The 23,694-nt window shown below is 71.1% G+C and carries 22 protein-coding genes and 1 riboswitch; of the genes, 15 read left to right on the top strand and 7 right to left on the bottom strand.

From position 1 onward, the window contains the following. Nucleotides 1-1,467: an aldehyde dehydrogenase gene (locus ACY34M_RS03325; RefSeq protein ID WP_462717511.1), complete on the bottom strand. Its 1,467-nt coding sequence runs from the start codon at nt 1,465-1,467 to the stop codon at nt 1-3. Nucleotides 1,468-1,739: 272 nt separating this feature from the next. On the opposite strand from ACY34M_RS03325, the gene ACY34M_RS03320 reads away from it, so the two are divergent. The 9 genes from ACY34M_RS03320 to ACY34M_RS03280 all read left to right on the top strand — a co-directional run bounded on the left by ACY34M_RS03320 (nt 1,740) and on the right by ACY34M_RS03280 (nt 10,810). Then, the gene (locus tag ACY34M_RS03320; RefSeq protein WP_462717510.1) at nt 1,740-2,816 is read left to right on the top strand and encodes an MBL fold metallo-hydrolase; all 1,077 of its coding nucleotides are present in this window, start codon (nt 1,740-1,742) and stop codon (nt 2,814-2,816) included. A 168-nt stretch (nt 2,817-2,984) separates the two neighbouring features. Then, nucleotides 2,985-3,230, top strand: coding sequence for a hypothetical protein (locus tag ACY34M_RS03315; RefSeq protein ID WP_462717509.1), 246 nt, complete (start codon nt 2,985-2,987; stop codon nt 3,228-3,230). Between the two features lie 14 nt (nt 3,231-3,244). Beyond that, a complete protein-coding gene (locus ACY34M_RS03310; protein ID WP_462717508.1) occupies nt 3,245-4,411 on the top strand; it encodes a flotillin family protein in 1,167 nt (388 codons plus the stop codon). Between the two features lie 109 nt (nt 4,412-4,520). Then, a riboswitch (adenosylcobalamin-variant (AdoCbl-variant) riboswitch) is annotated at nt 4,521-4,596 on the top strand. Between the two features lie 104 nt (nt 4,597-4,700). Continuing rightward, nucleotides 4,701-5,921 carry a prenyltransferase/squalene oxidase repeat-containing protein gene (locus ACY34M_RS03305; protein WP_462717507.1) on the top strand — a complete coding sequence of 407 codons (1,221 nt, stop codon included), beginning with the start codon at nt 4,701-4,703 and terminating at the stop codon, nt 5,919-5,921. Further along, nucleotides 5,918-6,586 (top strand): SCO2322 family protein, encoded by a 669-nt coding sequence (locus ACY34M_RS03300; RefSeq protein ID WP_462717506.1) that lies wholly within the window; start codon nt 5,918-5,920, stop codon nt 6,584-6,586. The genes ACY34M_RS03305 and ACY34M_RS03300 overlap by 4 nt, the downstream gene beginning before the upstream one ends. 3 nt (nt 6,587-6,589) lie before the next feature. Further along, nucleotides 6,590-7,708 (top strand): energy-coupling factor transporter transmembrane component T, encoded by a 1,119-nt coding sequence (locus ACY34M_RS03295; RefSeq protein WP_462717505.1) that lies wholly within the window; start codon nt 6,590-6,592, stop codon nt 7,706-7,708. Beyond that, nucleotides 7,705-9,336 (top strand): ABC transporter ATP-binding protein, encoded by a 1,632-nt coding sequence (locus tag ACY34M_RS03290; RefSeq protein WP_462717504.1) that lies wholly within the window; start codon nt 7,705-7,707, stop codon nt 9,334-9,336. Before ACY34M_RS03295 ends, ACY34M_RS03290 begins: the two co-directional genes overlap by 4 nt. Then, nucleotides 9,333-10,178 carry an ECF transporter S component gene (locus tag ACY34M_RS03285; protein WP_462717503.1) on the top strand — a complete coding sequence of 282 codons (846 nt, stop codon included), beginning with the start codon at nt 9,333-9,335 and terminating at the stop codon, nt 10,176-10,178. Before ACY34M_RS03290 ends, ACY34M_RS03285 begins: the two co-directional genes overlap by 4 nt. Nucleotides 10,179-10,399: 221 nt before the next feature. Next, the gene (locus ACY34M_RS03280) at nt 10,400-10,810 is read left to right on the top strand and encodes an aggregation-promoting factor C-terminal-like domain-containing protein (RefSeq protein WP_462717502.1); all 411 of its coding nucleotides are present in this window, start codon (nt 10,400-10,402) and stop codon (nt 10,808-10,810) included. Between the two features lie 545 nt (nt 10,811-11,355). Here ACY34M_RS03280 and ACY34M_RS03275 read toward each other — a convergent pair. Beyond that, nucleotides 11,356-12,525: a steroid 3-ketoacyl-CoA thiolase gene (locus ACY34M_RS03275; protein WP_462717501.1), complete on the bottom strand. Its 1,170-nt coding sequence runs from the start codon at nt 12,523-12,525 to the stop codon at nt 11,356-11,358. Nucleotides 12,526-12,780: 255 nt separating this feature from the next. On the opposite strand from ACY34M_RS03275, the gene ACY34M_RS03270 reads away from it, so the two are divergent. Then, nucleotides 12,781-14,022 (top strand): cytochrome P450, encoded by a 1,242-nt coding sequence (locus tag ACY34M_RS03270; RefSeq protein WP_462717500.1) that lies wholly within the window; start codon nt 12,781-12,783, stop codon nt 14,020-14,022. Here ACY34M_RS03270 and ACY34M_RS03265 read toward each other — a convergent pair. Next, nucleotides 14,019-16,046, bottom strand: coding sequence for a bifunctional glycosyltransferase 87/phosphatase PAP2 family protein (locus tag ACY34M_RS03265; RefSeq protein WP_462717499.1), 2,028 nt, complete (start codon nt 16,044-16,046; stop codon nt 14,019-14,021). The two genes, ACY34M_RS03270 and ACY34M_RS03265, sit on opposite strands and share 4 nt — an antisense overlap. 358 nt (nt 16,047-16,404) lie before the next feature. Between ACY34M_RS03265 and ACY34M_RS03260 the strand changes: the two genes are divergently transcribed. After that, complete coding sequence (locus ACY34M_RS03260) at nt 16,405-17,790, top strand: MFS transporter (RefSeq protein ID WP_462717498.1); 1,386 nt, start codon at nt 16,405-16,407, stop codon at nt 17,788-17,790. A gap of 95 nt (nt 17,791-17,885) precedes the next feature. Then, nucleotides 17,886-18,572, top strand: a complete 687-nt coding sequence (locus tag ACY34M_RS03255; RefSeq protein WP_462717497.1) for an O-methyltransferase — start codon at nt 17,886-17,888, stop codon at nt 18,570-18,572. On the opposite strand, the gene ACY34M_RS03250 is transcribed toward ACY34M_RS03255, so the two are convergent. Next, nucleotides 18,536-18,958, bottom strand: coding sequence for an FHA domain-containing protein (locus ACY34M_RS03250; RefSeq protein ID WP_462717496.1), 423 nt, complete (start codon nt 18,956-18,958; stop codon nt 18,536-18,538). The two genes, ACY34M_RS03255 and ACY34M_RS03250, sit on opposite strands and share 37 nt — an antisense overlap. A gap of 85 nt (nt 18,959-19,043) precedes the next feature. Here ACY34M_RS03250 and ACY34M_RS03245 point away from each other — a divergent pair, with 85 nt between their 5' ends. Both ACY34M_RS03245 and ACY34M_RS03240 read left to right on the top strand, forming a co-directional pair. Continuing rightward, the gene (locus tag ACY34M_RS03245; protein ID WP_462717495.1) at nt 19,044-19,469 is read left to right on the top strand and encodes a DnaJ family domain-containing protein; all 426 of its coding nucleotides are present in this window, start codon (nt 19,044-19,046) and stop codon (nt 19,467-19,469) included. 25 nt (nt 19,470-19,494) lie between these two features. After that, a complete protein-coding gene (locus ACY34M_RS03240) occupies nt 19,495-19,812 on the top strand; it encodes an antibiotic biosynthesis monooxygenase family protein (protein ID WP_462717494.1) in 318 nt (105 codons plus the stop codon). Between the two features lie 21 nt (nt 19,813-19,833). Here the strand turns inward: ACY34M_RS03240 and ACY34M_RS03235 are convergent, their stop codons facing one another. Continuing rightward, entirely contained in the window at nt 19,834-20,301 is a 468-nt protein-coding gene (locus tag ACY34M_RS03235; RefSeq protein WP_462717493.1) for a hypothetical protein, read from the bottom strand. Between the two features lie 55 nt (nt 20,302-20,356). Next, complete coding sequence (locus ACY34M_RS03230; protein WP_462717492.1) at nt 20,357-21,010, bottom strand: hypothetical protein; 654 nt, start codon at nt 21,008-21,010, stop codon at nt 20,357-20,359. Between the two features lie 127 nt (nt 21,011-21,137). On the opposite strand from ACY34M_RS03230, the gene ACY34M_RS03225 reads away from it, so the two are divergent. Continuing rightward, nucleotides 21,138-21,692, top strand: a complete 555-nt coding sequence (locus ACY34M_RS03225) for a GNAT family N-acetyltransferase (RefSeq protein WP_462717491.1) — start codon at nt 21,138-21,140, stop codon at nt 21,690-21,692. Here the strand turns inward: ACY34M_RS03225 and ACY34M_RS03220 are convergent. After that, nucleotides 21,619-23,691: an MDR family MFS transporter gene (locus ACY34M_RS03220; protein ID WP_462717490.1), complete on the bottom strand. Its 2,073-nt coding sequence runs from the start codon at nt 23,689-23,691 to the stop codon at nt 21,619-21,621. The genes ACY34M_RS03225 and ACY34M_RS03220 overlap by 74 nt on opposite strands. Between the last annotated feature and the right edge of the window lie 3 nt (nt 23,692-23,694).

Below are 23,694 nucleotides of genomic sequence, written 5' to 3'. Positions count from 1 at the left end.
TCAGCTCGCCTCCGGCTCGTACCCCGCGGGCAGGTGGATCATCTTGTGCTCGAAGTACTCGCCGTACCCCTCGGGCCCGAACTCCCGCCCGAGACCGGAGTTCTTGTAGCCGCCGAACGGCCCGAGCATGTCGAGGCTGAACGTGTTCACGCTGTACGTGCCCGTACGGACCTGGCGCGCGATGTCGACGCCGTGCGCGGTGTCGGCGGTCCAGACGCTGCCGCTGAGCCCGTAGTCGGAGTCGTTGGCGATCTTCACGGCCTCGGCCTCGTCCCCGTACGGAAGCAGGCAGATGACCGGGCCGAAGATCTCCTCGCGGGCGATGCGCATGGAGTTGTCGACGTCGCCGAAGAGGGTCGGTTCGACGTACCAGCCCTGCTCGAAGCCCTTCGGGACGCCGCCACCCGTGAGGATCTTGGCGCCCTCGTCCTGGCCGATGCGGATGTAGTCGAGGGAGCGCTGCTGCTGGCGCTTGGCGACGAGCGGGCCGACCTCGGTGGCCGGGTCGAGCGGATCGCCGACCTTGAGGGCGGAGGCCGCGCCGGCGAAGGCGTCGGCGAACTCGTCGTAGCGGGAGCGCGGGACGAGGATGCGGGTCTGCGCCACGCACGCCTGGCCGTTGATCATCCAGGCGAACGGGACGATGCCGGAGACGGCGGCGCCCGCGTCGGCGTCCTCCAGGACGATCGCGGCGGACTTGCCGCCGAGTTCGAGGGTGACGCGGGTGAGGTTGCGCGAGGCGACCTCCATGACGCGCTTGCCCGCGGCGACGGACCCGGTGAAGGAGACCTTGTCGACGCCGGGGTGCCCGACCAGGTACTCGCTGACCTCGCGGTCGGCGGGAAGGATGGAGAGCACGCCCTCCGGGAGCCCGGCCTCGGTGGCTATCTCGGCCAGCAGGTACGCGTCGAGCGGCGTCTCCGGCGAGGTCTTGAGGATCACCGGGTTCCCGGCGAGCAGCGCGGGCGCGAGCTTCGCGGCGGCGGTGAACTGCGGGACGTTCCACGGGACGACGGCCGCGACGACGCCGACCGGCTCGCGCCGCACGAGGAGCTTGCCGAGGGCGCCGTCGCGCGTCTCCTCGTACGTGAATCCCCGCGCGACGTTGATGGCGGAGTCCCAGACCATCATCGCGGCGAGCGCCTGCACCATGACGCCGGAGGTGTACGGGGTGCCGTTCTCGCTGCTGATGACGCGGGCGATCTCCTCGTGCCGGACCGCGAACGCGTCCTTGATCCTCGTGATGATCTCGATGCGCTCGTCGAGGCTCATCCGCGGCCAGGGGCCGTCCTCGAAGGCGCGGCGGGCGACGGCCACGGCCCGGTCGACATCGGCGGGCGCGGCGTGCGGCACCCGGCCGAAGACCTCGCCGGTGTGCGGCGAGACGACCTCGATGACGTCCTTGCCGAGCGGGTCGGTCAACTCCCCGCCGATGAACAGCTGTCCGTATTCCAAGAGCTCGGTCATGGCTGACATCCTCACGTCACGACAGTCGACGATGCCTCACGTCCGGTTCCAGCTCCCGACACGAACCGCGCGAGCTCGGTCATGGCTGGCATCCTCACGCACGACATTTCTGACGGTGTTTCAGAACTGATACCAGTTCTAGTTGCGATCCGGAAGGGTGGTGCAGGGACCGTGCATACGGTTCGCCGGGGCGACCAATGAAACAAGTTCTACAAGTTCCCGTACAGTGGCCGCAGTTCGGCTGGTTCGGCTGGTTCGGCGGAGGGAACCCGATGGCAGAGGCGTCAGACGCGGCGGAGGCCGCGCAGGTGACCGACCACGGCGGGGGTGTGCACAGCATCCGCGTGCCGATCCCCGACAACCCGCTCGGCTATACCCTCGTCCACCTCGTCGACACCGACGCGGGCCCCGTCCTCGTCGACACGGGCTGGGACGACCCGACCTCCTGGGACGCGCTGGCCACGGGCCTGACCGCCTGCGGCACGAGCGTCGAGGAGCTGACCGGCGTCCTCATCACGCACCACCACCCGGACCACCACGGACTGTCGGCGAAGGTGCGGGAGGCGTCCGGGGCCTGGATCGCGATGCACGAGGCCGACGCGGCGGTGGTGCGGCGCACGCGGGAGAACAAGCCGGAGCGCTGGTACCGCTACATGGTGGCGAAGCTGACGGCGGCCGGTGCGCCCGACGAACACCTCGCCCCGCTGATCGCGGCCCGCGACTCCGGGAAGCCGCGCGAACTGCCGGGCTTCGCGCCGGCGTTGCCGGACCGCACCATCACCCCCGGCGACCTCCTCGACCTGCCGGGCCGCAGGCTGCGCGCGATCTGGACGCCGGGCCACACCCCCGGCCACGTCTGCCTGCACCTGGAGGAGGAGCACCCGTCGGGCCGTGCGGGCAACGGCCGGCTGTTCTCCGGCGATCACGTACTCCCCGGCATCACCCCGCACATCGGCCTGTACGAGGACCCCGACGACGCCACCGTGACGGACCCGCTCGGCGACTACCTGGACTCGCTGGAGCGCGTGGGCCGACTCGACCCGGCGGAGGTCCTCCCGGCACACCAGCACCCGTTCACCGACGCCCCCGCCCGCGTAAGGGAGTTGCTGGTCCACCACGAGGAACGTCTCACCGGCCTGCTGACCCTCCTCTCCTCCCCCCTCACCCCGTGGCAGCTCGCCGAGCGCATGGAGTGGAACCGCCCGTGGTCCCAAATCCCCTACGGCTCCCGCACGATCGCCGTATCGGAGGCAGAGGCCCACCTGCGACGCCTCCAGAAGACAGGCAGAGTCGAACAGGTCCCGGGAACCGACCCCGTGACCTACCGATCAAGCCCCGCCGGCGATTGAGGCGCGGGGTCCGGGGCAGCGCCCCGCGACCGCAACACCGGTACCGCGAAACGGGTCCCACCCCTCCGGAGGATCTTTGCCGCGCCCTGATGGAAGAGCCGCCCCCACGGGCGTATCTTCAGCCCCCAAGGGCTCGCACGAGCTGGAACGACAAGGGGGCGCCCGCCGATGACGCCGGACGAGGCAGTGGTCGGCCGAACGGGGAAGCTGGTCGTCGGCACGCGTGGGGCCGAGGGTCCGGGTGAAGTGCTGGTGCAGATCAGGGGCGGTACCGAGACGTTCATCGCGTACTCGGACGAGCCCCTGGAGCGGGGCGCCACCGTGCTCGTGATCGAATCCCGCGGAAGCCGCCAGGTCGCGGTCATGGCCTGGACCGATCCTCTCCTCTCCGGTGGCGAGGGCGGTGCCCGCTAAGGAGACGTACAGGCATGTTCGGATATCGCGTTCCCGCGCCCGACGAGGCGATGCTGATCTCGGGTGGCAGGCGGGGACTTGGGGGAGCGCCGTTCCGCGTGGTCACCGGGCACGGGAAGTTCGTGCTTCCCGTGCTCCGCAAGACCCGCTTCCTGTCGCTGGCGATGATGGAGTCGGAGGTCGTCGAGAAGTGCGTGACCCGGCAGGGCATCGCCCTGACCGTGCGCGCCGTCATCGCCTTCAAGGTCGGCAACGACCACGAGTCGATCGTCAACGCCGGGCAGCGGTTCCTGTCCGACCAGGAGCAGATGTCGGTCCTGACCGGCCGGATCTTCGCCGGTCACCTGCGCTCGATCATCGGCTCGATGACGGTGGAGGAGATCGTCACGGAGCGCCAGAAGCTCGCGACCGAGGTCCTGGACACCTCGAAGTCGGAGATGGCGAAGATCGGCCTGCACGTCGACTCGCTCCAGATCCAGTCCATCGACGACGGCAACACCGGCTACATCGAGGCCATGTCCCGCCCGCACAAGGCGGCCATCCAGCGGCAGGCGCAGATCGCGCAGGCCCAGGCCACGCAGGCCGCGGCGGAGGCCGAGCAGGCGGCGGCCCGCAAGCAGGCCGAGTACGCGCGGCAGACCGCGGTCGTGCAGGCCGAGTACAACGCCGAGGTCGACCGGGCCAAGGCGCAGGCCGACCAGGCGGGCCCGCTCGCGCTCGCCCACGCCCAGCAGGAGGTCCTGGAGGCACAGACGGAACTCGCGCTGAAGCAGGCCGAGTTGCGGGAGAAGCAGCTGGTCGCCGAGGTCGTGAAGCCGGCGCAGGCCGACGCGGAGCGCATCCGCGTACTGGCCCTCGCCGAGGCCGAGCGGATGAAGATCCAGGCGGAGGCGGCGGCGTCCTACGACCGGGTCGCCCTCGACCGCATGCTCATCGACCAGCTCCCGCAGATCGTGAAGGAGGCCTCGGCGGGCCTGTCCGGAGCGAACGTCAACGTCCTGAACGGAGCGGACGGCCTCGGCGAGATCGCGGCGGGTCTGGTGGGCCAGGGACTGACGATCCTGGACTCGGTACGGAAGAACCTCTCCGGTGAGGGGGCGGACGAGGTTGGCTCGGCGATGGAGCGCTACGTGGGCGCTCCGCGCGGGGGCAGGGACGACGGTCCGGTGGACGTCCGCTGAACGTCACGGGGCTCCGCCCCGGACCCCGCTGCTCAATCGCCGCAGGGGCTTGAAACATCCAGCCCCGAGGGCGCGACCGCGCTGCCGGGTACAGTAAAGAGGTCGTCAGTACGTACGTACGAGGGGAAGCCGGTGCAAATCCGGCGCTGACCCGCAACCGTCACAGCCGGAATGCCTCGTACGTACCTGCTCGGCTCAGCACCGTCGAGGAATACGGAGCAGGAGCCGCCCGGTACCCCCGTGTGCCGCGCCGCCCCGCTCCCCGCAGGGAGAGGCAACCCGCGCCACCATGAACATTCGCCGCAGCGCCGCGCTCGTCGCCGCGACCGTCGCGATCGGCGCCATGGGCGCGCAGGCCGCGACCGCGGACACGTCCTCCCCTTCGCCGAAGGTGGTCGTGCCCTCGGGCCTCTACGGCAAGGGCGACCCCACGTACGACGGAGTCTGGCGGCAGTCGCTCGCGCTCGTCGCGCAGGACACCGTGGGCGTGAAGCCCGCGGCCAAGGCCGTCGACTGGCTGGCCGGCCAGCAGTGCGAGAACGGCGGCTTCGCCGCCTTCCGCGCCGAACCGACCAAGGCCTGCGACAGCAAGACCAAGATCGACAGCAACGCCACCGGGGCGGCCGTACAGGCCCTCGCCGCGGTCGGCGGCCGTGACGGCGAGGTCGCCAAGGGCGTCGACTGGCTGAAGAAGAGCCAGAACGCCGACGGCGGCTGGGGCTACAGCCCCGGCATGGACAGCGACGCCAACTCCACGTCGGTCGCCATCGGCGCGCTCGCCGCGGCCGGCGAGAAGCCCGCCGACGTGAAGTCGGGCAAGGGCAAGACCGGCACCGACGCCCTCGCCTCGCTCGCCCTCCCCTGCGCCAAGGGCAAGGACGGCGGCGCGCTCGCCTACCAGCCCGACAAGAAGGGCGAGCTCGCCGCGAACGCCGACGCCACCGCCGCGGGCGTGCTCGGCGCCCTCGGCACCGGCTTCGCTCCGGACAAGGGCAAGGCCCCGGACACGTACACCTGCGAGGACGGCAAGAGCGCGGAGGACGTCGCGCACAACGGCGCCGTCTACCTCCAGAACCAGATCAACACCCGCCTCTACCTGAAGTCCCAGCTGGCCGGTGCCACGGACCAGCCCGACTACGGCAACACCGCCGACGCGGTCACCGCCGTCGCCGCGGCCGAGGGCATCAAGGCCACCAAGGACTCGTACGCCTGGCTGGAGAAGAACGCGAAGGGCTGGGCGTCGCAGACCGGCCCCGCCGCCTACGCCGAGCTGATCTTCGCCGCGCACGCCACCGGCAACGACCCGCGCGACTTCGGCGGCACGGACCTGGTGAGCGCCCTCAACAAGACGGGCCCGGAGCCCGCGTCCGCGAAGTCGTCCGGGTCGGACTCGGACGAGAAGAAGGACGACGGCGGTGGCGGCGCCAACTGGTGGATCATCGGCGTGATGTTCATCGCCGCCGTCGGCGCCGGTTTCCTGCTCAGCGGCCGCAAGAAGCAGCAGCCGTGACCGCGCGCAGGTCGGCCGGGCTCGGCGGGCTCGTCCTCGGGCTGCTCGCCGCGCTGCTCGCCACGACCGTCGCCCCGGCGCAGGCCGCCGGGTACCGGTACTGGTCGTTCTGGGAGCGGGACGGCGACCGGAAGGCGTGGACGTACGCGACGGCGGGCCCCTCGCAGACCAAGCCGGAGGACGGGGACGTCCAGGGCTTCCGGTTCGCGGTGAGCGAGGACTCCAAGGACGCGAAGCAGCCGCGCGGCGCCGCGTCGTTCGACACGATCTGCTCCGGCACGTCCGCCGAGGACGGCAAGAAGCGGATCGCGCTGGTCGTCGACGCCGGCACGGCGGCCGACGCCCCGTCCGGCGAGACCCCGCCGAAGCCGCGCACCGCGTGCGCCCAGGTCGCCGAGGGCGCGACGAGCGCCGACGCGCTCGCCGCCGTCGCGAAGCCGCTGCGCTACGACAGCAGCGCGATGCTGTGCGCGATCTCCGGATACCCGAAGGCGGGCTGCGGCGAGCAGGTGTCGTCGTCGAAGACCCCGGACAAGGCGTCCGAGAAGCCCGCGGCGAAGGACTCCGGGGACTCCGGTCCCTCGGTGGGTCTCATCGCGGGCATCGCCGTGGTCGTCGTGCTCGGCGTCGCGGCGGGTGTGCAGGCCCGGCGCCGCCGCGGCTGACGCATGACCGGCTCCTCGTTCCGCGCCCCTCGGGCCCACCGCTCCAACGCGCTGCATCCGGGCGCCTGGTGGATCTGGGCGCTCGGCCTCGGCACGGCGGCGTCCCGCACCACGAACCCGCTGCTGCTGGCACTGCTGATCGGCGTCGCCGGGTACGTGGTGGCGGCGCGCCGCACCGAGGCGCCGTGGGCGCGTTCGTACGGGGCGTTCGTGAAGCTGGCGCTGGTCGTGCTCGGCATCCGCCTCGTCTTCGCGACGCTGCTCGGCTCGGCGATCCCCGGCACGCACCTGCTGTTCACGCTGCCCGAACTGCCGCTGCCGGAGTGGGCGCAGGGGGTGCGGATCGGCGGCCCGGTCACCCTCGAAGGGCTCGTCTTCGCCCTCTACGACGGCCTGAAGCTGGCCACGCTCCTCATCTGCGTGGGCGCCGCGAACGCGCTCGCCTCCCCGTCCCGGCTGCTCAAGTCGCTGCCGGGCGCACTGTACGAGGCCGGGGTCGCGGTCGTCGTGGCGATGACGTTCGCCCCGAACCTGGTCGCGGACGTCCGCAGGCTGCGGGCGGCGCGACGGCTGCGCGGCCGCCCGGACAGCGGTCTGCGCGGCCTGCTCCAGGTCGGCCTCCCGGTCCTCGAAGGCGCGCTGGAACGCTCGGTCGCACTCGCCGCGGCGATGGACGCGCGCGGCTACGGCCGCACCGCCGAGGTACCGGCCGCCGTCCGCCGCGCCACGGCCGCGCTCACGCTGGGCGGCCTCATCGGGGTGTGCGCGGGAACGTACGGGCTGCTCGCGGCCTCCGGCTCCGGGTACGGACTTCCGGTGCTGCTCGCCGGGGTCGCCGCCGCACTCGGCGGGCTGTGGCTGGGCGGGCGCCGCACGGTCCGCACCCGCTACCGGCCCGATGTGTGGGGCGTACGGGCCTGGCTGGTCGCGGCGTCCGGGGCGACCGCCGCGGCGGCGATGATCTGGGCCGGAACGCGGGACCCGGCGGCCCTTCAGCCGCCGGTGGTCCCGCTCGCGGCGCCGGAGCTGCCGCTGTGGCCGGCCGCGGGCATTCTGCTCGGCCTGCTCCCGGCCTTCCTCGCACCCGTTCCCGACAAGCCGACGGAGGCGTCGTCGTCATGATCCGCTTCGAAGACGTCTCCGTGACGTACGACGGCGCGCAGGCGCCCACCGTCCGCGGCATCGACCTGTACGTGCCGGAGGGCGAGCTGATGCTCCTCGCCGGTCCTTCCGGGGTCGGCAAGTCGACGCTGCTCGGCGCGGTGAGCGGGCTGGTCCCGCACTTCACCGGGGGGACGCTGGCCGGGCGGGTCACGGTGGCCGGGCGGGACACCCGTACGCACAAGCCGCGCGAACTCGCCGACGTCGTCGGCACGGTGGGCCAGGACCCGCTCGCGCACTTCGTGACGGACACGGTCGAGGACGAACTCGCTTACGGCATGGAGTCGTTGGGCCTGACCCCGCCGGTCATGCGCCGCCGCGTCGAGGAGACCCTCGACCTCCTGGGCCTCGCCGACCTGCGCGACCGCCCGATCTCCACCCTCTCCGGTGGCCAGCAGCAGCGCGTCGCGATCGGCTCCGTCCTCACCCCGCACCCGCAGGTCCTCGTCCTCGACGAGCCGACGTCCGCCCTGGACCCGGCAGCGGCGGAAGAGGTCCTCTCGGTCCTGCAACGCCTGGTCCACGACCTCGGGACGACGGTCCTGATGGCCGAACACCGCCTGGAACGCGTCATCCAGTACGCGGACCAGGTGGCGCTGCTGCCGGGACCGGGCGAGCCGTTGCGGGTGGGCGCCCCTGCGGACGTCATGGCGGTGTCCCCCGTGTACCCGCCGGTGGTGGGCCTGGGCCGGCTGGCGGGCTGGGACCCGCTGCCTCTGACGGTCCGGAACGCGCGGCGCGCGGCGAGCGGCCTGAAGGAACGGCTGGCGCAATCACCATTTCAAGCCCCTGCGGCGATTGAGCAGCGGGGCCAGGGGCAGCGCCCCGCGACCGCGGCCCCGCTGGCCGCAACCAAAAACCTGGGCGTAAGAAGAGGCCGTATCGAAGCCCTCCGCCACATCGATCTCACGGTCACCGCCGGCGAGGTGCTCGCCCTGATGGGCCGCAACGGCGCCGGAAAGTCCACCCTGCTCTCCACGCTGGTCGGCCTGATCAAACCGACCACGGGCACGGTCACGGTCGGCGGAGCCACCCCGCACAGGACGACTCCGCGCGACCTCGTCCGCAAGGTCGGCCTGGTCCCCCAGGAACCCCGCGACCTGCTCTGCGCGGACACGGTGGCGGCGGAGTGCGCGGCGGCGGACAAGGACGCCGACACCGCACCGGGCACCTGCCGCGCCCTCCTGGCCGACCTGCTCCCCGGCATCGCCGACGACACCCACCCCCGCGACCTCTCCGAGGGCCAGCGCCTCACGCTGGCGCTGGCGATCGTGCTGACGGCGGCCCCGCCGCTGCTCCTGCTCGACGAGCCGACCCGCGGCCTGGACTACGCGGCGAAGTCCCGCCTCGTCGCGATCCTGCGGAACCTGGCGGCCGAGGGCCACGCCATCGTCATGGCCACGCACGATGTGGAGCTGGCGGCCGAGCTGACCCACCGCGTGGCGATCCTCGCGGACGGCGAGATCGTGGCGGACGGGCCCACCCCCGACATCGTCACGTCGTCCCCGTCCTTCGCCCCGCAGGTCGCCAAGATCCTGGCGCCGCAGCGCTGGCTCACGGTGTCCGAGGTCAGGGAGGCACTGGCATGACGGCGTCCACGACGCCGCCGTCCGCCACGGGACGGGCGAACCCCGTACGCCTCGGCCCCCGCTCCATCACGGCCCTGATCCTGGTCAGCGCCGTCGGCCTGGTCGGTATCGGCTGGCCGCTGATCACCGGGCCCGGGTCCGAGGTGAACGCGCACGCGCAGGACGCGCCGTGGCTGTTCGCGGCGCTGCTCGTGCTGCTGGTCGCCGTGGTCGCGGCCACGATCTCGGAGTCCGGCATGGGCCCCAAGGCGGTCGCGATGATCGGGGTGCTGGCCGCCGCAGGGGCGGCGCTGCGCCCGATCGGCGCGGGCACGGCCGGCCTGGAGCCGATGTTCTTCCTGATGGTCCTGAGCGGCCGGGTCCTCGGCCCCGGCTTCGGCTTCGTGCTCGGCTCGCTGAGCATGTTCACCTCGGCGCTGCTGACCGGGGGTGTGGGGCCCTGGATGCCGTTCCAGATGCTGTCGATGGGCTGGTTCACGATGGGCGCGGGGCTGCTGCCGGGCGCCGGGTGGCTGCGGGGCCGCGCCGAGCGCGTCATGCTCGCGGGCTACGGCTTCGTCGCGGCGTTCGCGTACGGCACGATCATGAATCTGGCGGGCTGGCCGTTCATGAACGCGCTGGCCTCCTCCGTGGCGTACCAGCCGGACGCCGCGCTCCACGACAACCTGGCCCGCTTCCTCGCCTACTGCATGGCGACCTCGCTCGGCTGGGACCTGGGCCGCGCCGCGCTCACCGTCGTGCTGACGCTGGTCGTCGGCGGCGCCGCCCTCAAGGCGCTGCGCCGGGCCACCAGGCGGGCCGCCTTCGAGGCCCGGGTCACATTCGACGACCCCCGGGCGTGAAGCCCCCCACATGACCCACGTCACGTACTAAGCGGGACCGTAGTTCCGTGACGGCCCCCTCCCACGCCACACAACGGACATTTGCGACACAACATCCCTAGTCCGACCTTCATTAGTAAATACGCACATTGCTTTCGCCCGTCGGGGTTTGTTTCTGTGGAGCAACCGCAAGGCGCCACGCCCTGCACCCCCCTGCCCCCCCCCCACGGAAGGTTTCCGTTTTGTCCGCCACGCTCCTGCGCCGTATCGCCACTCCGAAGAAGGCCATCGCCGGCGTCACCCTCGCCGCCGCCACGACCGGTGTCCTCTTCGCCTCGGCTCCGGCCCAGGCCGCGTCGACGTCGGGCTCGGCGAAGGCCATCGCCCAGCAGAAGATCTCGGACTCGGCCCAGTTCAGCTGCTTCGACAAGATCGTGTCCCACGAGAGCGGCTGGAACCCGAACGCGACGAACGCCTCCACCGGCGCCTACGGCCTCGTCCAGGCGCTGCCCGCCAACAAGATGGCGTCCGCCGGCTCCGACTGGAAGACGAACCCCGAGACGCAGATCGAGTGGGGCGTCAAGTACATGAACGACCGCTACGGCAGCGCCTGCGGCGCGTGGAGCCACTGGCAGTCCAACGGCTGGTACTGACCGCCTCCGGCACCCAACTGGTCACCCCTGCGGCGGACGCCCGCTCCAAGCCCCCCGCGGCCGGTGACCATCTCCAAGCCCCCCGCGGCCGGTGACCGGCTTCAAGCCCCTGCGGCCGGTGACAGGCTTCAAGCCCCTGCGGCCGGTGACCATTTTCGCCCCCGCGGCGCGTGACCATCTTCAAGCCCCCGCAGCGCGTGACCGTCTTCAAGCGCCTGCGGCGGGCGACCATATCCAAGCCCCCTGCTGCGGGTGGCCATTTTCGCCCCCGCGGCGCGTGACCATCTTCAAGCCCCCGCAGCGCGTGACCGTCTTCAAGCGCCTGCGGCGGGCGGCCATCTTCAAGCTCCTGCGGCGGGCGACCATATCCAAGCCCCCTGCTGCGGGTGAACATTTTCTAGCCCCTGCGGCGATTGAGCAGCGGGGTTCCGGGGCGGAGCCCCGAGGCGTCGGCCCCGATGCGGGGTGCGGACTCGGGGCGCCGCCCCGGACCCGGCCGCTCAATCGCCGCAGGGGCTTGATGCGCCCCGCCGAAGCGGGGCCAACTACAGGCGCTGGATGATCGTGCCCGTGGAAAGCGCCCCACCCGCACACATCGTGATGAGCGCGAACTCCTTGTCCCGGCGCTCCAGTTCGTGCAACGCCGTCGTGATCAGCCGCGCCCCCGTGGCCCCCACCGGATGCCCGAGGGCAATCGCACCCCCGTTCACGTTCACCTTCTCCAGGTCCTGCTCGAAGACCTGCGCCCAACTCAGCACCACCGACGCGAACGCCTCGTTGATCTCGACGATGTCGATGTCCTTCAAGGTCATCCCCGCCTTGCCGAGCACCGCCCGCGTCGCGTCGATCGGCCCGTCCAGGTGGTAGTGCGGGTCGGCGCCGACCAGCGCCTGCGCGACGATCCGCGCCCTCGGCTTGAGCTTGAGCGCCCGCGCCATCCGCTTCGACGCCCACATGATCGCCGAGGCCCCGTCGGAGATCTGCGAGGAGTTGCCCGCGGTGTGCACAGCCGTCGGCATCACCGGCTTGAGCCCCGCGAGGCCCTCCATGCTCGTGTCGCGCAGCCCCTCGTCCCGGTCGACGAGCCGCCACATGCCCTGACCCGAGGACTGCTCCTCCTCCGTGGTGGGCACCTGCACCGCGAACGTCTCCCGTTTGAAGCGCTCCTCCGCCCAGGCGGTGGCGGCCCGCTCCTGGGATATGAGGCCGAGCGAGTCCACGTTCTCCCGCGTCAACTCCCGCTTGCGGGCGATGCGTTCGGCGGCCTCGAACTGGTTGGGCAGATCCACGTTCCACTCGTCGGGGAACGGCTTGCCCGGACCGTGCTTGGACCCGGAGCCGAGCGGCACCCGCGACATCGCCTCGACGCCGCAGCTGATGCCGACGTCGATGACGCCGGCCGCGATCATGTTGGCGGTCATGTGCGAGGCCTGCTGGGAGGAGCCGCACTGACAGTCGACCGTCGTCGCCGCCGTCTCGTACGGCAGGCCCATCGTGAGCCAGGCCGTGCGCGCCGGATTCATCGACTGCTCGCCCGCGTGCGTGACCGTGCCGCCGACGATCTGCTCGACGCAGTCCGGCTGAATCTCGGTGCGACCGAGGAGTTCGCGATACGTCTCGCCCAGCAGATAGGCGGGATGGAGATTGGCCAGCGCGCCGCCGCGCTTGCCGATCGGAGTGCGTACGGCTTCGACGATGACGGGCTCGGCTGCCATGACCTACGTCCTCTCCAGGATTCCCGGACCAGCACGAACAGAACCGGACAGACTTCGCGGCGGACCTCGCCCACACGAAACTAGAACGCGTACCAGTTCTGCTTGCAGTCTCAGGGCCCTTACCCCCGGTACGCAAGGGGCTTGCACGGACAACGCACCGAACCGACACGGCCGTGGGCCTTGCCACTTCTAGAACCCGTTATTACCTTCACAGCCACAACTGACGGTTCGTCAGACCACCACGGGAGTGACTCCATGCCGTGCCCCGCGCTGCCCGACGGGTTCGACTTCACCGACCCCGATCTCCTCCAACACCGCGTGCCCCACCCGGAGTTCGCCCAGCTCCGCCAGGCCGAGCCGGTCCGCTGGATCCAGCAGGAGACCGGCATCTCCGGCTTCGACGACTCCGGCTACTGGGCCGTGACCCGACACGCGGACGTCAAATACGTCTCCACCCACCCGGAGATCTACTCGTCCAACATCAATACCGCCGTGATCCGCTTCAACTCGTCGATCGAGCGCGACCAGATCGACGTACAGAAGATGATCATGCTCAACATGGACCCGCCCGAGCACACCCGCGTGCGCCAGATAGTGCAGCGCGGGTTCACGCCGCGCGCCATCCGCTCGCTGGAGGAGAAGCTCCGCGACCGGGCCCGTGACATCGTCGCCAAGGCGGTCCAACAGGCAGGCCCCGGAGGCTCCTTCGACTTCGTCACGAACGTCGCCGTCGAGCTGCCGCTGCAGGCGATCGCCGAGCTGATCGGCATCGAGCAGAAGGACCGCTCCAAGGTCTTCGACTGGTCCAACAAGATGGTCGCGTACGACGACCCCGAGTACGCGATCACCGAGGAGATCGGCGCCGAGGCCGCCATGGAGATCGTCGGCTACGCGATGAACCTCGCGGCCGACCGCAAGAAGTGCCCGGCCAAGGACATCGTGACCCAGCTGGTCGCGGCCGAGGACGAGGGCAACCTGTCGTCCGACGAGTTCGGCTTCTTCGTGATCCTGCTCGCCGTCGCGGGCAACGAGACGACCCGCAACGCCATCACCCACGGCATGCACGCCTTCCTCACCCACCCCGACCAGTGGGAGCTCTACAAGCGTGAGCGGCCGAGCACCACGGCCGAGGAGATCGTGCGCTGGGCGACCCCGGTGGTCTCCTTCCAGCGGACCGCCACACAGGACACCGAGCTGGGTGGACAGAAGATCAAGGCGGGCGACCGGGTCGGCCTCTTCTACTCCTCCGCCAATCACGACCCGGAGGTCTTCGAGAACCCGGACACCTTCGACATCACCCGCGACCCCAACCCGCACCTCGGCTTCGGCGGCGGCGGTCCGCACTTCTGCCTCGGCAAGTCCCTGGCGATCCTGGAGATCGACCTGATCTTCAACGCGCTCGCCGACGCGGCGCCCGATCTGCGCCTCGCGGGTGACCCCCGCCGGCTGCGCGCGGCGTGGCTGAACGGCGTCAAGGAGCTTCAGGTCGCCACTTAGAGCCCCTGCGGCGATTGAGCAGCGGGGTCCGGGGCAGCGCCCCGAGTCCGCACCCCCGGCGCCGCTGCCGCCGCCCGCGGCCCCGACGACACATACGTAAGGCCGAACCCGGCCCCGACGACCACCGCCCCGCCCACCGCATCGAGCACCCAGTGGTTCCCCGTCGCCACGATCGCGGAGAGCGTGCACAAGGGGTGGACGAGGCCGAGCGCCTTCATCCACCACCTCGGGGCGAGGGCCACGACGACGAGCCCGCACCACAGGGACCAGCCGAAGTGCAGCGAGGGCATCGCCGCGTACTGGTTGGTGACCGCGGTGAGCGTCCCGTAGTCCGGCTGCGAGAAGTCCTGCACGCCGTGGACCGTGTCGATGAAGCCCAGCGTGGGCATCAGGCGCGGCGGCGCGAGCGGGTACAGCCAGAAGCCGACGAGGGCCAGGACCGTCGCGAATCCGAGCGACGCGCGCGCCCAGCGGTACTCCGCCGGACGCCGCACGTAGAGGACCGCGAGGACCGTCAGCGGCACCACAAAGTGAAAGGACGTGTAGTAAAAGTCGAAGAAATTGCGGAGCCATCCGACCTTTACGACCGCATGGTTGGCCCAGTGCTCGATGTCAAGACGCAGAAATCTCTCCAGCGCGTACACCTGCGCCCCGTGCTCCTCCGCGCGCGCCCTGCCGCCCGCCGCGACGATCCTCACCTGCTGGTACGCGGAGTATCCGACGCGGATGAGGAGCAGTTCGAGCAGCAGGTTGGGGCGGGCGAGCGCACGCCGCCACACCGGTAGCAGCGGCACCCACGACCAGCGCGCGGGGGCCGGATCCGTGTAGACGGTGGGCAGCGGGGCCGCGTACGCCGGGTCGGTGCGCCCGAGGAAGGGGACGGCGCAGGCCGCGGCGAGCACGGCGACCAGGACGAGGTTGTCCCGCAGCGGCGCGAGCACCGGCAGCTGCGGCAGTATCGCGTCGGCCGGGAGCGTCATCACCAGGACGACGGCGACGGGCCACACCGCACGGTCGGCCGTCTTGGTCCCGACGCGACCGACGACCGCGAGCAGCACCCACAGGAGCTGGTGCTGCCAGGTCGTGGGGGACACGGCGACGGCGACGCAGCCGGTGACGGCGACGGCGAGCAGCAGTTGTCCGTCGCGCGCGTAGATGATGGAGCGGCGCAGGCCGAGCACGGCCACGGCTGCGCCGAGGAGAAGGAACAGGGCGATCTCCAGCGGCCCGGTGAGGCCGAGTCGCAGCAGCATTCCGTGCAGCGACTGATTGGCGGTCGCGGCCGGATCGGCGGCGAGTCCGGTGCCCGCCAGGTGGTGCACCCAGTACGTCCACGAGTCCCGCGGCATGGCGAGCCACGCGATTCCGGTGCCCGCGGCGAAGGCGGCGCCGGTCGCGGCGGCGGCGCGCCTGCGCCCGGTGAACCACAGGAGCGGGGTGAACAGCAGGAGGGTCGGCTGGAGCGCGGCGCCGATCCCGATCAGGACGCCGGACGCCGTCTGCCTGCGCATCGCGAAGCAGCCGAGGAGAACGAGGAGGACCGGGAGAATGCTGGTCTGGCCGAGCGTGAACGCGTTGCGCACCGGCAGCGACAGCATGAGCAGGCTGATCGCGACGGGCGCCGCGAACTGGGCGGTGCGCCGGGACACGGGCGGCGGCAGGGCGCGCGCGGCGACCACGCCGAGCGCGACGACGAGGGCGAGCGAGCCGAACGTCCAACCCCAGCCGAGCGCCTGCTCGGCGCCGCGCGCCAGCGGTTTGAGGACGAGTCCGGCGAACGGGGGCCCGGTGAACCGGTCGGGCGCGTCGTACAGCGAGCCGCTGACGTGCAGCACTCCGTCGGGGCCGAGCCAGGTCTCCAGGTCGGTGAGGCGTTCACCGGGCGGGGCGCTGAGCACCGCCACGAGTTGACGCGCGCCGAGCACGCCGGCGATCAGCCACAGTCCGGCACGCAGCACGCCGAGCCGACCCTGCACTGGCCCCGTGGGGCCCGACGCCGCTCCTCCTTGTTCCGCGTTCGCCACGCTTTTCGGACCTCCCGCTCATCTCGGCCGGTTGACCGACATTCACCGCACACCCGGTAAGACGCAGGCAACTGCTCCTTCACCTGTCTGTCCACCGGGATTTGACGGATAGGCAGTGTCTTCAGCCACTTTGTCCCAGCCTTCACAGGTGCGGTTCCGCGACATAGATCACAAGAATTTGCATCAGCACCGTGCGAACACTTCGACGTTTTCCCAGGCCGGAGGGGGTTTCCTCACGGAGCGAAGTTAGCGGAACACTACCCGTTATGTGCGCGGACGCCCCTATGGTCGATGTGTCGGGCCGTTCCGCGTGGACGGCCCTTGCTCTTGCCCCCGACGAAAGGAAGGCGAAGGACCCGTGTCCAGCGCCACTTCCATCGCCCCCAGTACTGGCGGGTCCTTCACTTCCACGAAGGGCCGCACCTCATCCGAGCCGACCTCCACAGACCCCTCGCTCGTCAAGCGCGCGGTCAAGGCGGCGGCCCTCGGCAACGCGATGGAGTGGTTCGACTTCGGCGTCTACGGCTACCTGACCGCGACGCTCGGACACGTCTTCTTCCCTGCGGCGTCCAGCACGGCCCAGGTGCTGTCCACGCTCGGCACGTTCGCCGCCGCCTTCCTCGTGCGCCCCATCGGTGGCGCCTTCTTCGGCCCGCTCGGCGACCGCATCGGCCGGCAGCGCGTCCTCGCCATCACCATGATCATGATGTCGGCGGGCACCTTCGCGATCGGTCTGATCCCCTCGCACGGTGCCATCGGCATCTGGGCGCCGGTGCTGCTGATCGTGGCGCGCATGGTGCAGGGCTTCTCGGCCGGTGGTGAGTACGGCGGCGCGTGCACGTTCATCGCCGAGTACGCGCCGGACAAGCGCCGTGGATTCTTCGGCTCGTTCCTGGAGCTCGGCACGAACGCCGGTTACGTCGCCGGCGCCGCGCTCGCGACCGCGCTCACGACGATGATGTCCACCGACGCCCTGTACAGCTGGGGTTGGCGCATCCCGTTCCTGGTCGCGGGCCCGATCGGCCTGGTCGGTCTCTACGTCCGGATGAAGCTGGAGGAGACCCCGGCGTTCAAGAAGCTGGCGGACGAGGCCGAGGCGAAGGAGAAGTCCAACCCGAAGCCGAAGCTGAAGGAGATGTTCGTCGGCAACGCGAAGCCCATGTTCCTGTGCATCGCGCTGGTCCTGGTCTTCAACGTCACCGACTACATGCTGCTCTCCTACATGCCGACGTTCCTGAGCGAGGAACTGCACTACGACGCCACGCACGGCACGCTGATCCTCATCGGCGTGATGCTGCTGATGATGATCGTGCAGCTCCCGATGGGGCTCGCCAACGACCGCTTCGGCCACCGCTGGGTGATCGGCGCCGGCTGCGTGGGCTTCCTCCTGCTCTCCGTCCCGGCCATCCTGCTGATCCAGCAGGGCTCCACGTGGGCGATCGCGCTGGGCCTCGCCGCGCTCGGCCTGCTGCTCGTCTCCTTCACCTCGTCGATGCCGTCGACGCTGCCCGCGCTCTTCGACACGAAGGTCCGCTACGGCTCCCTGGCCGTCAGCTTCAACCTGTCCGTCTCGATCTTCGGCGGTACGACGCCGCTGGTCGTGGCGTCCCTCATCGCGGCCACGGGCAACCTGATGATCCCGGCGTACTACATGATGGCCGCGGCCCTCATCGGTGGTGTCGCGGTGTGGCGCATGAAGGAGTCGGCGGGCAAGCCGCTGCCGGGTTCGCCGCCCGCGGTGTGACGCGCTCCTGAGCTCTTCGAACGGCCGGGTTCCGGGCGATCTCCATCGCCCGGAACCCGGCCGTTCTCGGCGTATGCGGACTTACGCTGACGGCCATGACGACTCACCCACGCAACCGTCAGCCCGAGTCCGCGGCCGCCGTCGACGCCTACCTCGGCGGCCTCCTCGCCCCCGCCGACGAGGCACTGGCGGCGGCGCTCGCCGACAGCGAGGCGGCGGGGCTGCCCGCCATCAACGTCTCGGCCACCCACGGGAAGCTGCTGCAGCTCGTCGCCCGCATCCAGGGCGCACGCCGGATCCTGGAGATCGGCACGCTCGGCGGCTACAGCACGATCTGGCTGGCCCGCGCGCTCCCCGCCGACGGTTCGCTGATCACCCTGGAGTACAGCGCCCGGCACGCGGAGGTGGCCCGCGCCAACCTCGCCCGCGCGGGCCTGGACAAGGTGGTCGAGGTCCGGGTGGGCGCGGCGCTCGACTCGCTGCCGCGACTGGCCGACGAGGGCCGGGAGTTCGACCTCGTCTTCATCGACGCCGACAAGGGCAACAACCCGCACTACCTGGAGTGGGCGCTGCGCCTGACCCGGCCGGGCAGCGTGCTCGTCCTCGACAACGTGGTGCGCGGCGGCCGGGTGACGAACGCCGACTCCACGGAACCCGATGTCGTCGGCACCCGTGGCGCCCTCCAGATCCTCGCGGACCACCCGAGGCTGGACGCGACGGCGATCCAGACGGTGGGTGCGAAGGGTCACGACGGTTTCGCGGTGGCCTGTGTGACGTCGTGATAGAAGCCGACGTTCACGCTGCGCGGTCCGCTCCGGTCGAGCACCAGCACCTCACCGAAGGAGCCGCGCGGCAGCGTCACCGCCCCGCCGTACGCGACGGGCTGTCCGGGCCCCGGCGGCCCCAACCGCACCCGCACCTCGGAGGCGGGGTCGTTCTGCGAGCCGCGCAGCCAGAACAGGCTCCAGCCGCCGTCGGGCCCGCACCGGAACTCCAGGTGCACCCGCGACACGAACAGCCAGTCGTCCGGGGTCACGAGCCGGCACACACTCCCGTCGCGGCCGACCCGCAGCACCGCTCCCGGCTCGCTGTCGGCGTCGGCCATCGCCATGCCCGCCGTCGCTCCCGCGTCGCCGCCCGTCATGGTGGCCATGGTCAGTTCGAGCACGCCCGCCCCCAGCGTCCGATCGGTTCCTCGTCCCCGCAGCCGCCGCATCCTATGGCTCTTCGGGGCGCTCTGGGACACTGAGTGCATGACCGAACGCAAACCGCCCGGAGTCAGTTTCGAGTCATTCGTCGACAAGCAGATCCGCGACGCCGAGCGTCGCGGCGAATTCTCCGAGCTGCCCGGCGTGGGCAAACCCTTCGATTCGGGGGCCGACGCCACGTACGACGAGAACTGGTGGATCAAGCGGAAGCTGGCCCGCGAGGGCTTCTCCGTCCTGCCGCCCTCGCTCGCCCTGCGCAAGGAGGCCGAGGACACCGTGGCGGCGCTGCCGAAGGCCCCGTCGGAGCGGGTCGTGCGCCGCATGATCACGGAGCTGAACGACAAGATCCGCGACATGATGTTCAAGCCGCCGCCGGGGCCGCCGCTCGGTCTGAAGCCGTACACGGCCGAGGAGATCGAGGAGCTTGTCGGTGAGTGGCGGGTGGCGCGGGCGGGCCGGGAGTCGGCCTGAGCGGCGGCTGAGGCAGGATGGACGCATGTCTGTCGTAAAGATCAACGTCCTGAATGTCCCGGCCGAGCAGCGCGAGGTCCTGGAGAAGCGGTTCGCCTCGCGCGCCGGAGCCGTCGAGAACTCCGACGGCTTCGAGTGGTTCGAGCTTCTCCGTCCCATCGAGGGCACGGACGACTACCTGGTGTACACGCGGTGGCGCGACGAGGAGTCGTTCCAGGCGTGGATGGAGGGCCCCATGAAGGCGGCCCACCAGGGTGGCGCCGACCGGCCGAAGCCTGCCGCGAGCGGGTCCTCGGTGTGGTCGTTCGAGGTCGTCCAGCAGGCTGCGCCGAAGACCGCGTAACCGGTCTTCGCCGGTCGTCCCTCAGATCCGCAGCAGCCGCTCCGCCGTCTCCCGGTAGTCGCGCAGGGCGAGGCGGAGCCGCTCGGTGTCCTCGGTGGAGTCCTGCCAGGACGTGCGCAGCGTGCGGCGGTGCCCCGCGAGGGTTTCGGCGAGGCGGGCCGTCAGGTCCTCCAGGAGGTGGTCAGCCTCCTCCACCGCGGCGCGCGGCTCGTCGACGAACCCGCTGAGCGCGTGCCGCAACCGCCCTTCGAGCGCGTCACGCTCCCCCGCAGGAAAAAGATCGACCCCCCGCTCACCACGCACCTCCCACCCAACCCCCTGCTCGAAACCACCCACCGGGCCCGTCACACCGGCCTGCCCACGACCACCCGCCGGATCCAGCCCGGACGCCCGCTCGCGGCCCGCCGTCGGGTCCGTTGCGGGGATCTGCTCGCGGGCGGCCGGCCGGTCCGGGGCGGGTGTCTGTTCGCGGGCTGTCGGCGGGGTCATCGCGGCTCCCTTGTCGGTTCCGGCTGCACGGGGGCGCTCGATGTGCGTCATGACCTCAACTCCCCTTCACCAGGCGGTTCTTGAGGCCGCCGGTGCGCTTGTGGCGGTGGTGGTGCGTCGGGTCGTCCGTGGTGTGGCCGCGGGCCGTGGCACGGTCCGGGCCGACCAGTTCGTCGAAGAGGGGGCGCGCCTCGATCATCGCCTGGCGCAGCTCCTCCGTACCGGCCCCGTTCTCCTCCGCGTGGCCGGTGCGGTCGTGCGCCGCGCGGTGCACGCGCCGGTACCCGTGCACGTGCGGCCCGTGGTGGACGGAGAGCGCGTCGAGTTGCTCGTCGTACCGGCCGCCGTCCGGGAAGCCGCGCTCCTGCGCCAGGTCGGCGAGGAGGAGATCGGTCTCGGCGACGGCGACCTGCGGCGACTCGACGAAGCGTTCCTGGGCGTCGGCCCAGCGCGCCAGGTAGCGCTCGCGGGCGACGGGATCAAGCGGCTGCTCGCGCAGCGCGCCGTGCCGCTTCACGCGCTCGGCCAACTCCTGCTCGGCGGCCCTGGTGTCACCGTCGTGCCGCTCCACGGCCCGCTCGTACTCGGGCCCGAACCGGCGCCGCAGTCCGCGCCCCCCGCGGGGCGCGGTCCGCGCGACGAAGAGGCCCGCCGCGACGACGATCACGACCCCCACCACGATCAGAGCGATGATCAAGCCTAAGGACATGACTGCCTTCCCTCAACTGTGGCTGTTGCGGGCCGGGTTGCCCCGGTGGACGGGCTGAAACCGATCGGGCACGGGCAACGGCGATTTCCGGTTGCGCCCCCGCACCCCACCGGCCCCACCATGTCCCATGAACACCACCCCGTGGACCGTCGCCCCGGAGCCGTACGACTCCCCCGCCGCGACCGCCCTCTGGCGCGCCTACTACACGGAGATGAGCGACCGCTGGTACCTGCTGCACGAGGGCCGCACCTCGGATCCGGCCGAGCTGGAGCGGGCGATCGCCGCCGAGTCGGGCAGCGAACTGGCACCACCGAGCGGCCACTTGCTGCTGGGGCGGTACGAGGGCGCGCCCGCGGGGACGGCGGGCGTACGGATGGTGGACGCGATCACGGCCGAACTCACCCGCGTGTACGTCCGCGAGGAACTGCGCGGCACCGGCGGCGCCACGCTCCTGGTGGCCGCCGCCGAGGACGCGGCCCGCGCGCTCGGCGCCACCGCGATCCGCCTCGACACCCGCGCCGATCTGGTGGAGGCGCGGGCCCTGTACGCGCGGCTCGGCTATGTGGAGACGGCGCCGCACAACGACGACGTCTACGCCGAGCACTGGTTCAGGAAGCCGCTGCCGTCGCCCCCGACCCCGCGTGCGGCCGCTCCGCGTCCGAGCCGCACATCTCCGCGTTGAGGTCGGCGACGAGCTGCACGAGGTCGCGGGAGCGGTCGGGGCCCCACCAGTCGCCGAGCAGTTCCGCCAGGGACTCCTCGCGGGCCCGCGAGAGGCGCTCCGCGACCACGCGGCCCTCGGCGGTGAGGAGCAGATCGGGGCCCTCGCGCACGGCGAGCCGGCGCTCCTCGACCTGCCGGGCCGCATCGATGATCACCGGCAGCGGGATCGCCGTGTACTCGGCCAGCACACCCGGCTCGGCCCAGCCGTTGCGATGGGTGCGCAGGACCAGCCAGCTCGCCGCGGGCTGCAGGTCGTAGCCGGCCTTGGCAGTGATCTTCTCGTAGACGGCGCGGCGCCCTTCCCGGCTGCCGAGCGTGGACAGGGCGCGCACCGCCTCGTCGTACGAGGAGCGCTGGACGGGGTTGCTGGCGAACGTCTCGGTGGCGTCGGGCGCGGTGACCGAGCCGCGCAGCGGGTCCTCGTGCAGCAGCAGCGCGAGCGCGAAGGCGAGCAGCGTGATCGGGACGGCATACAGGAAGACGTCCGTGATGGACGACGAGTAGGCGTGGACGACCGGCCCTTGCAGGTTCGGCGGGAGGGCGGCGATGCCGCGCGGGTCGGCGCCGAGCGAGTCGGGGCTGACGCCCGGCGGCAGCTGCCGTCCGGCGAGGGCGTCGCCGAGCTTGCTCCCGAGCTGGTTGGCGAAGATCGTGCCGAAGATCGCCACACCGAACGAGGCGCCGATGGACCGGAAGAACGTGGCGCCGGATGTGGCGACGCCCAGGTCCTCGTACGGGACGGCGTTCTGCACGATCAGGACCAGGACCTGCATGACGAGGCCGAGTCCGGCGCCGAAGACGAAGAAGTAGAGGCCCATGACGCCGGTGGCCGTGTGCTCGTCCATGTTGTGCAGGAGCAGCAGCCCGATCATGGTGATGGCCGTGCCGGCGACGGGGAAGATCTTCCAGCGCCCGGTGCGGCTGACGACCTGCCCGGACGCGGTGCTCGACAGCAGGATACCGAAGACCATCGGGAGCATGTAGACACCCGACATGGTCGGCGTGACGCCCCGCACGACCTGGAGGAAGGTCGGCAGATAGGTCATCGCGCCGAACATCGCGAAGCCGATGACGAAGCTGATGATCGCCGACAGGGTGAACGTGCGGACCCGGAACAGATGCATCGGCAGGACCGGCTCGGTGGCCCTGAACTCGACGTACACGAAGGCCACCGCGAGGACGACACCCAGGATCGCGAGCCCGATGATCTGCGGCGAGCCCCAGGCCCACGTGGTGCCGCCGAGCGAGGCGACGAGGACGAGGCAGGTGGCGACGGAGGCGACGAGGAACGTGCCGAGGTAGTCGATGCGGTGCTTGGTGGCGCGGACCGGGATGTGCAGGGCCGTGGCGATCACGAGGAGCGCGACGACGCCGATCGGCAGGTTCACGTAGAAGACCCAGCGCCAGCTCAGATGCTCGGTGAACAGCCCGCCGAGCAGCGGCCCGAGGACACTCGTCGTGCCGAACACGGCGCCGAACAGGCCCTGGTACTTCCCCCGCTCACGCGGCGAGACGATGTCGCCGACGATCGCCATCGACAGCACCATGAGGCCGCCGCCGCCGAGTCCCTGGAGCGCGCGGAAGCCGATCAACTGCCCCATGTTCTGGGAGAGTCCGCACAGCGCCGAGCCCACCAGGAAGATCAGGATGGCGAGCTGGAAGAGCTTCTTGCGCCCGTACTGGTCACCGAGTTTTCCCCACAGCGGGGTCGCCGCCGTCGCGGCGAGCATGTACGCGGTGACGACCCAGGACAGATGCTCCAGGCCGCCCAGGTCGCTGACGATGGTCGGCAGGGCCGTCGAGACGATCGTCTGGTCGAGCGCGGCGAGCAGCATGCCGAGCAGCAGTGCGCCGATCGACACGAGAACGCTGCTGGACTTCGCGTTCTCCCTGGGGGCGAAGGGCGCGCCGCGACCGCTGTCTCCTGGCCCTGCGATGTCGATGTCCTGGCTGCTCATGGC

The sequence above is a fragment of the Streptomyces sp. EDA2-14 genome (assembly GCF_054963755.1).
Note: the sequence above shows the minus strand (reverse complement) of the source record. Positions and strands in the feature narration are given on the sequence as shown.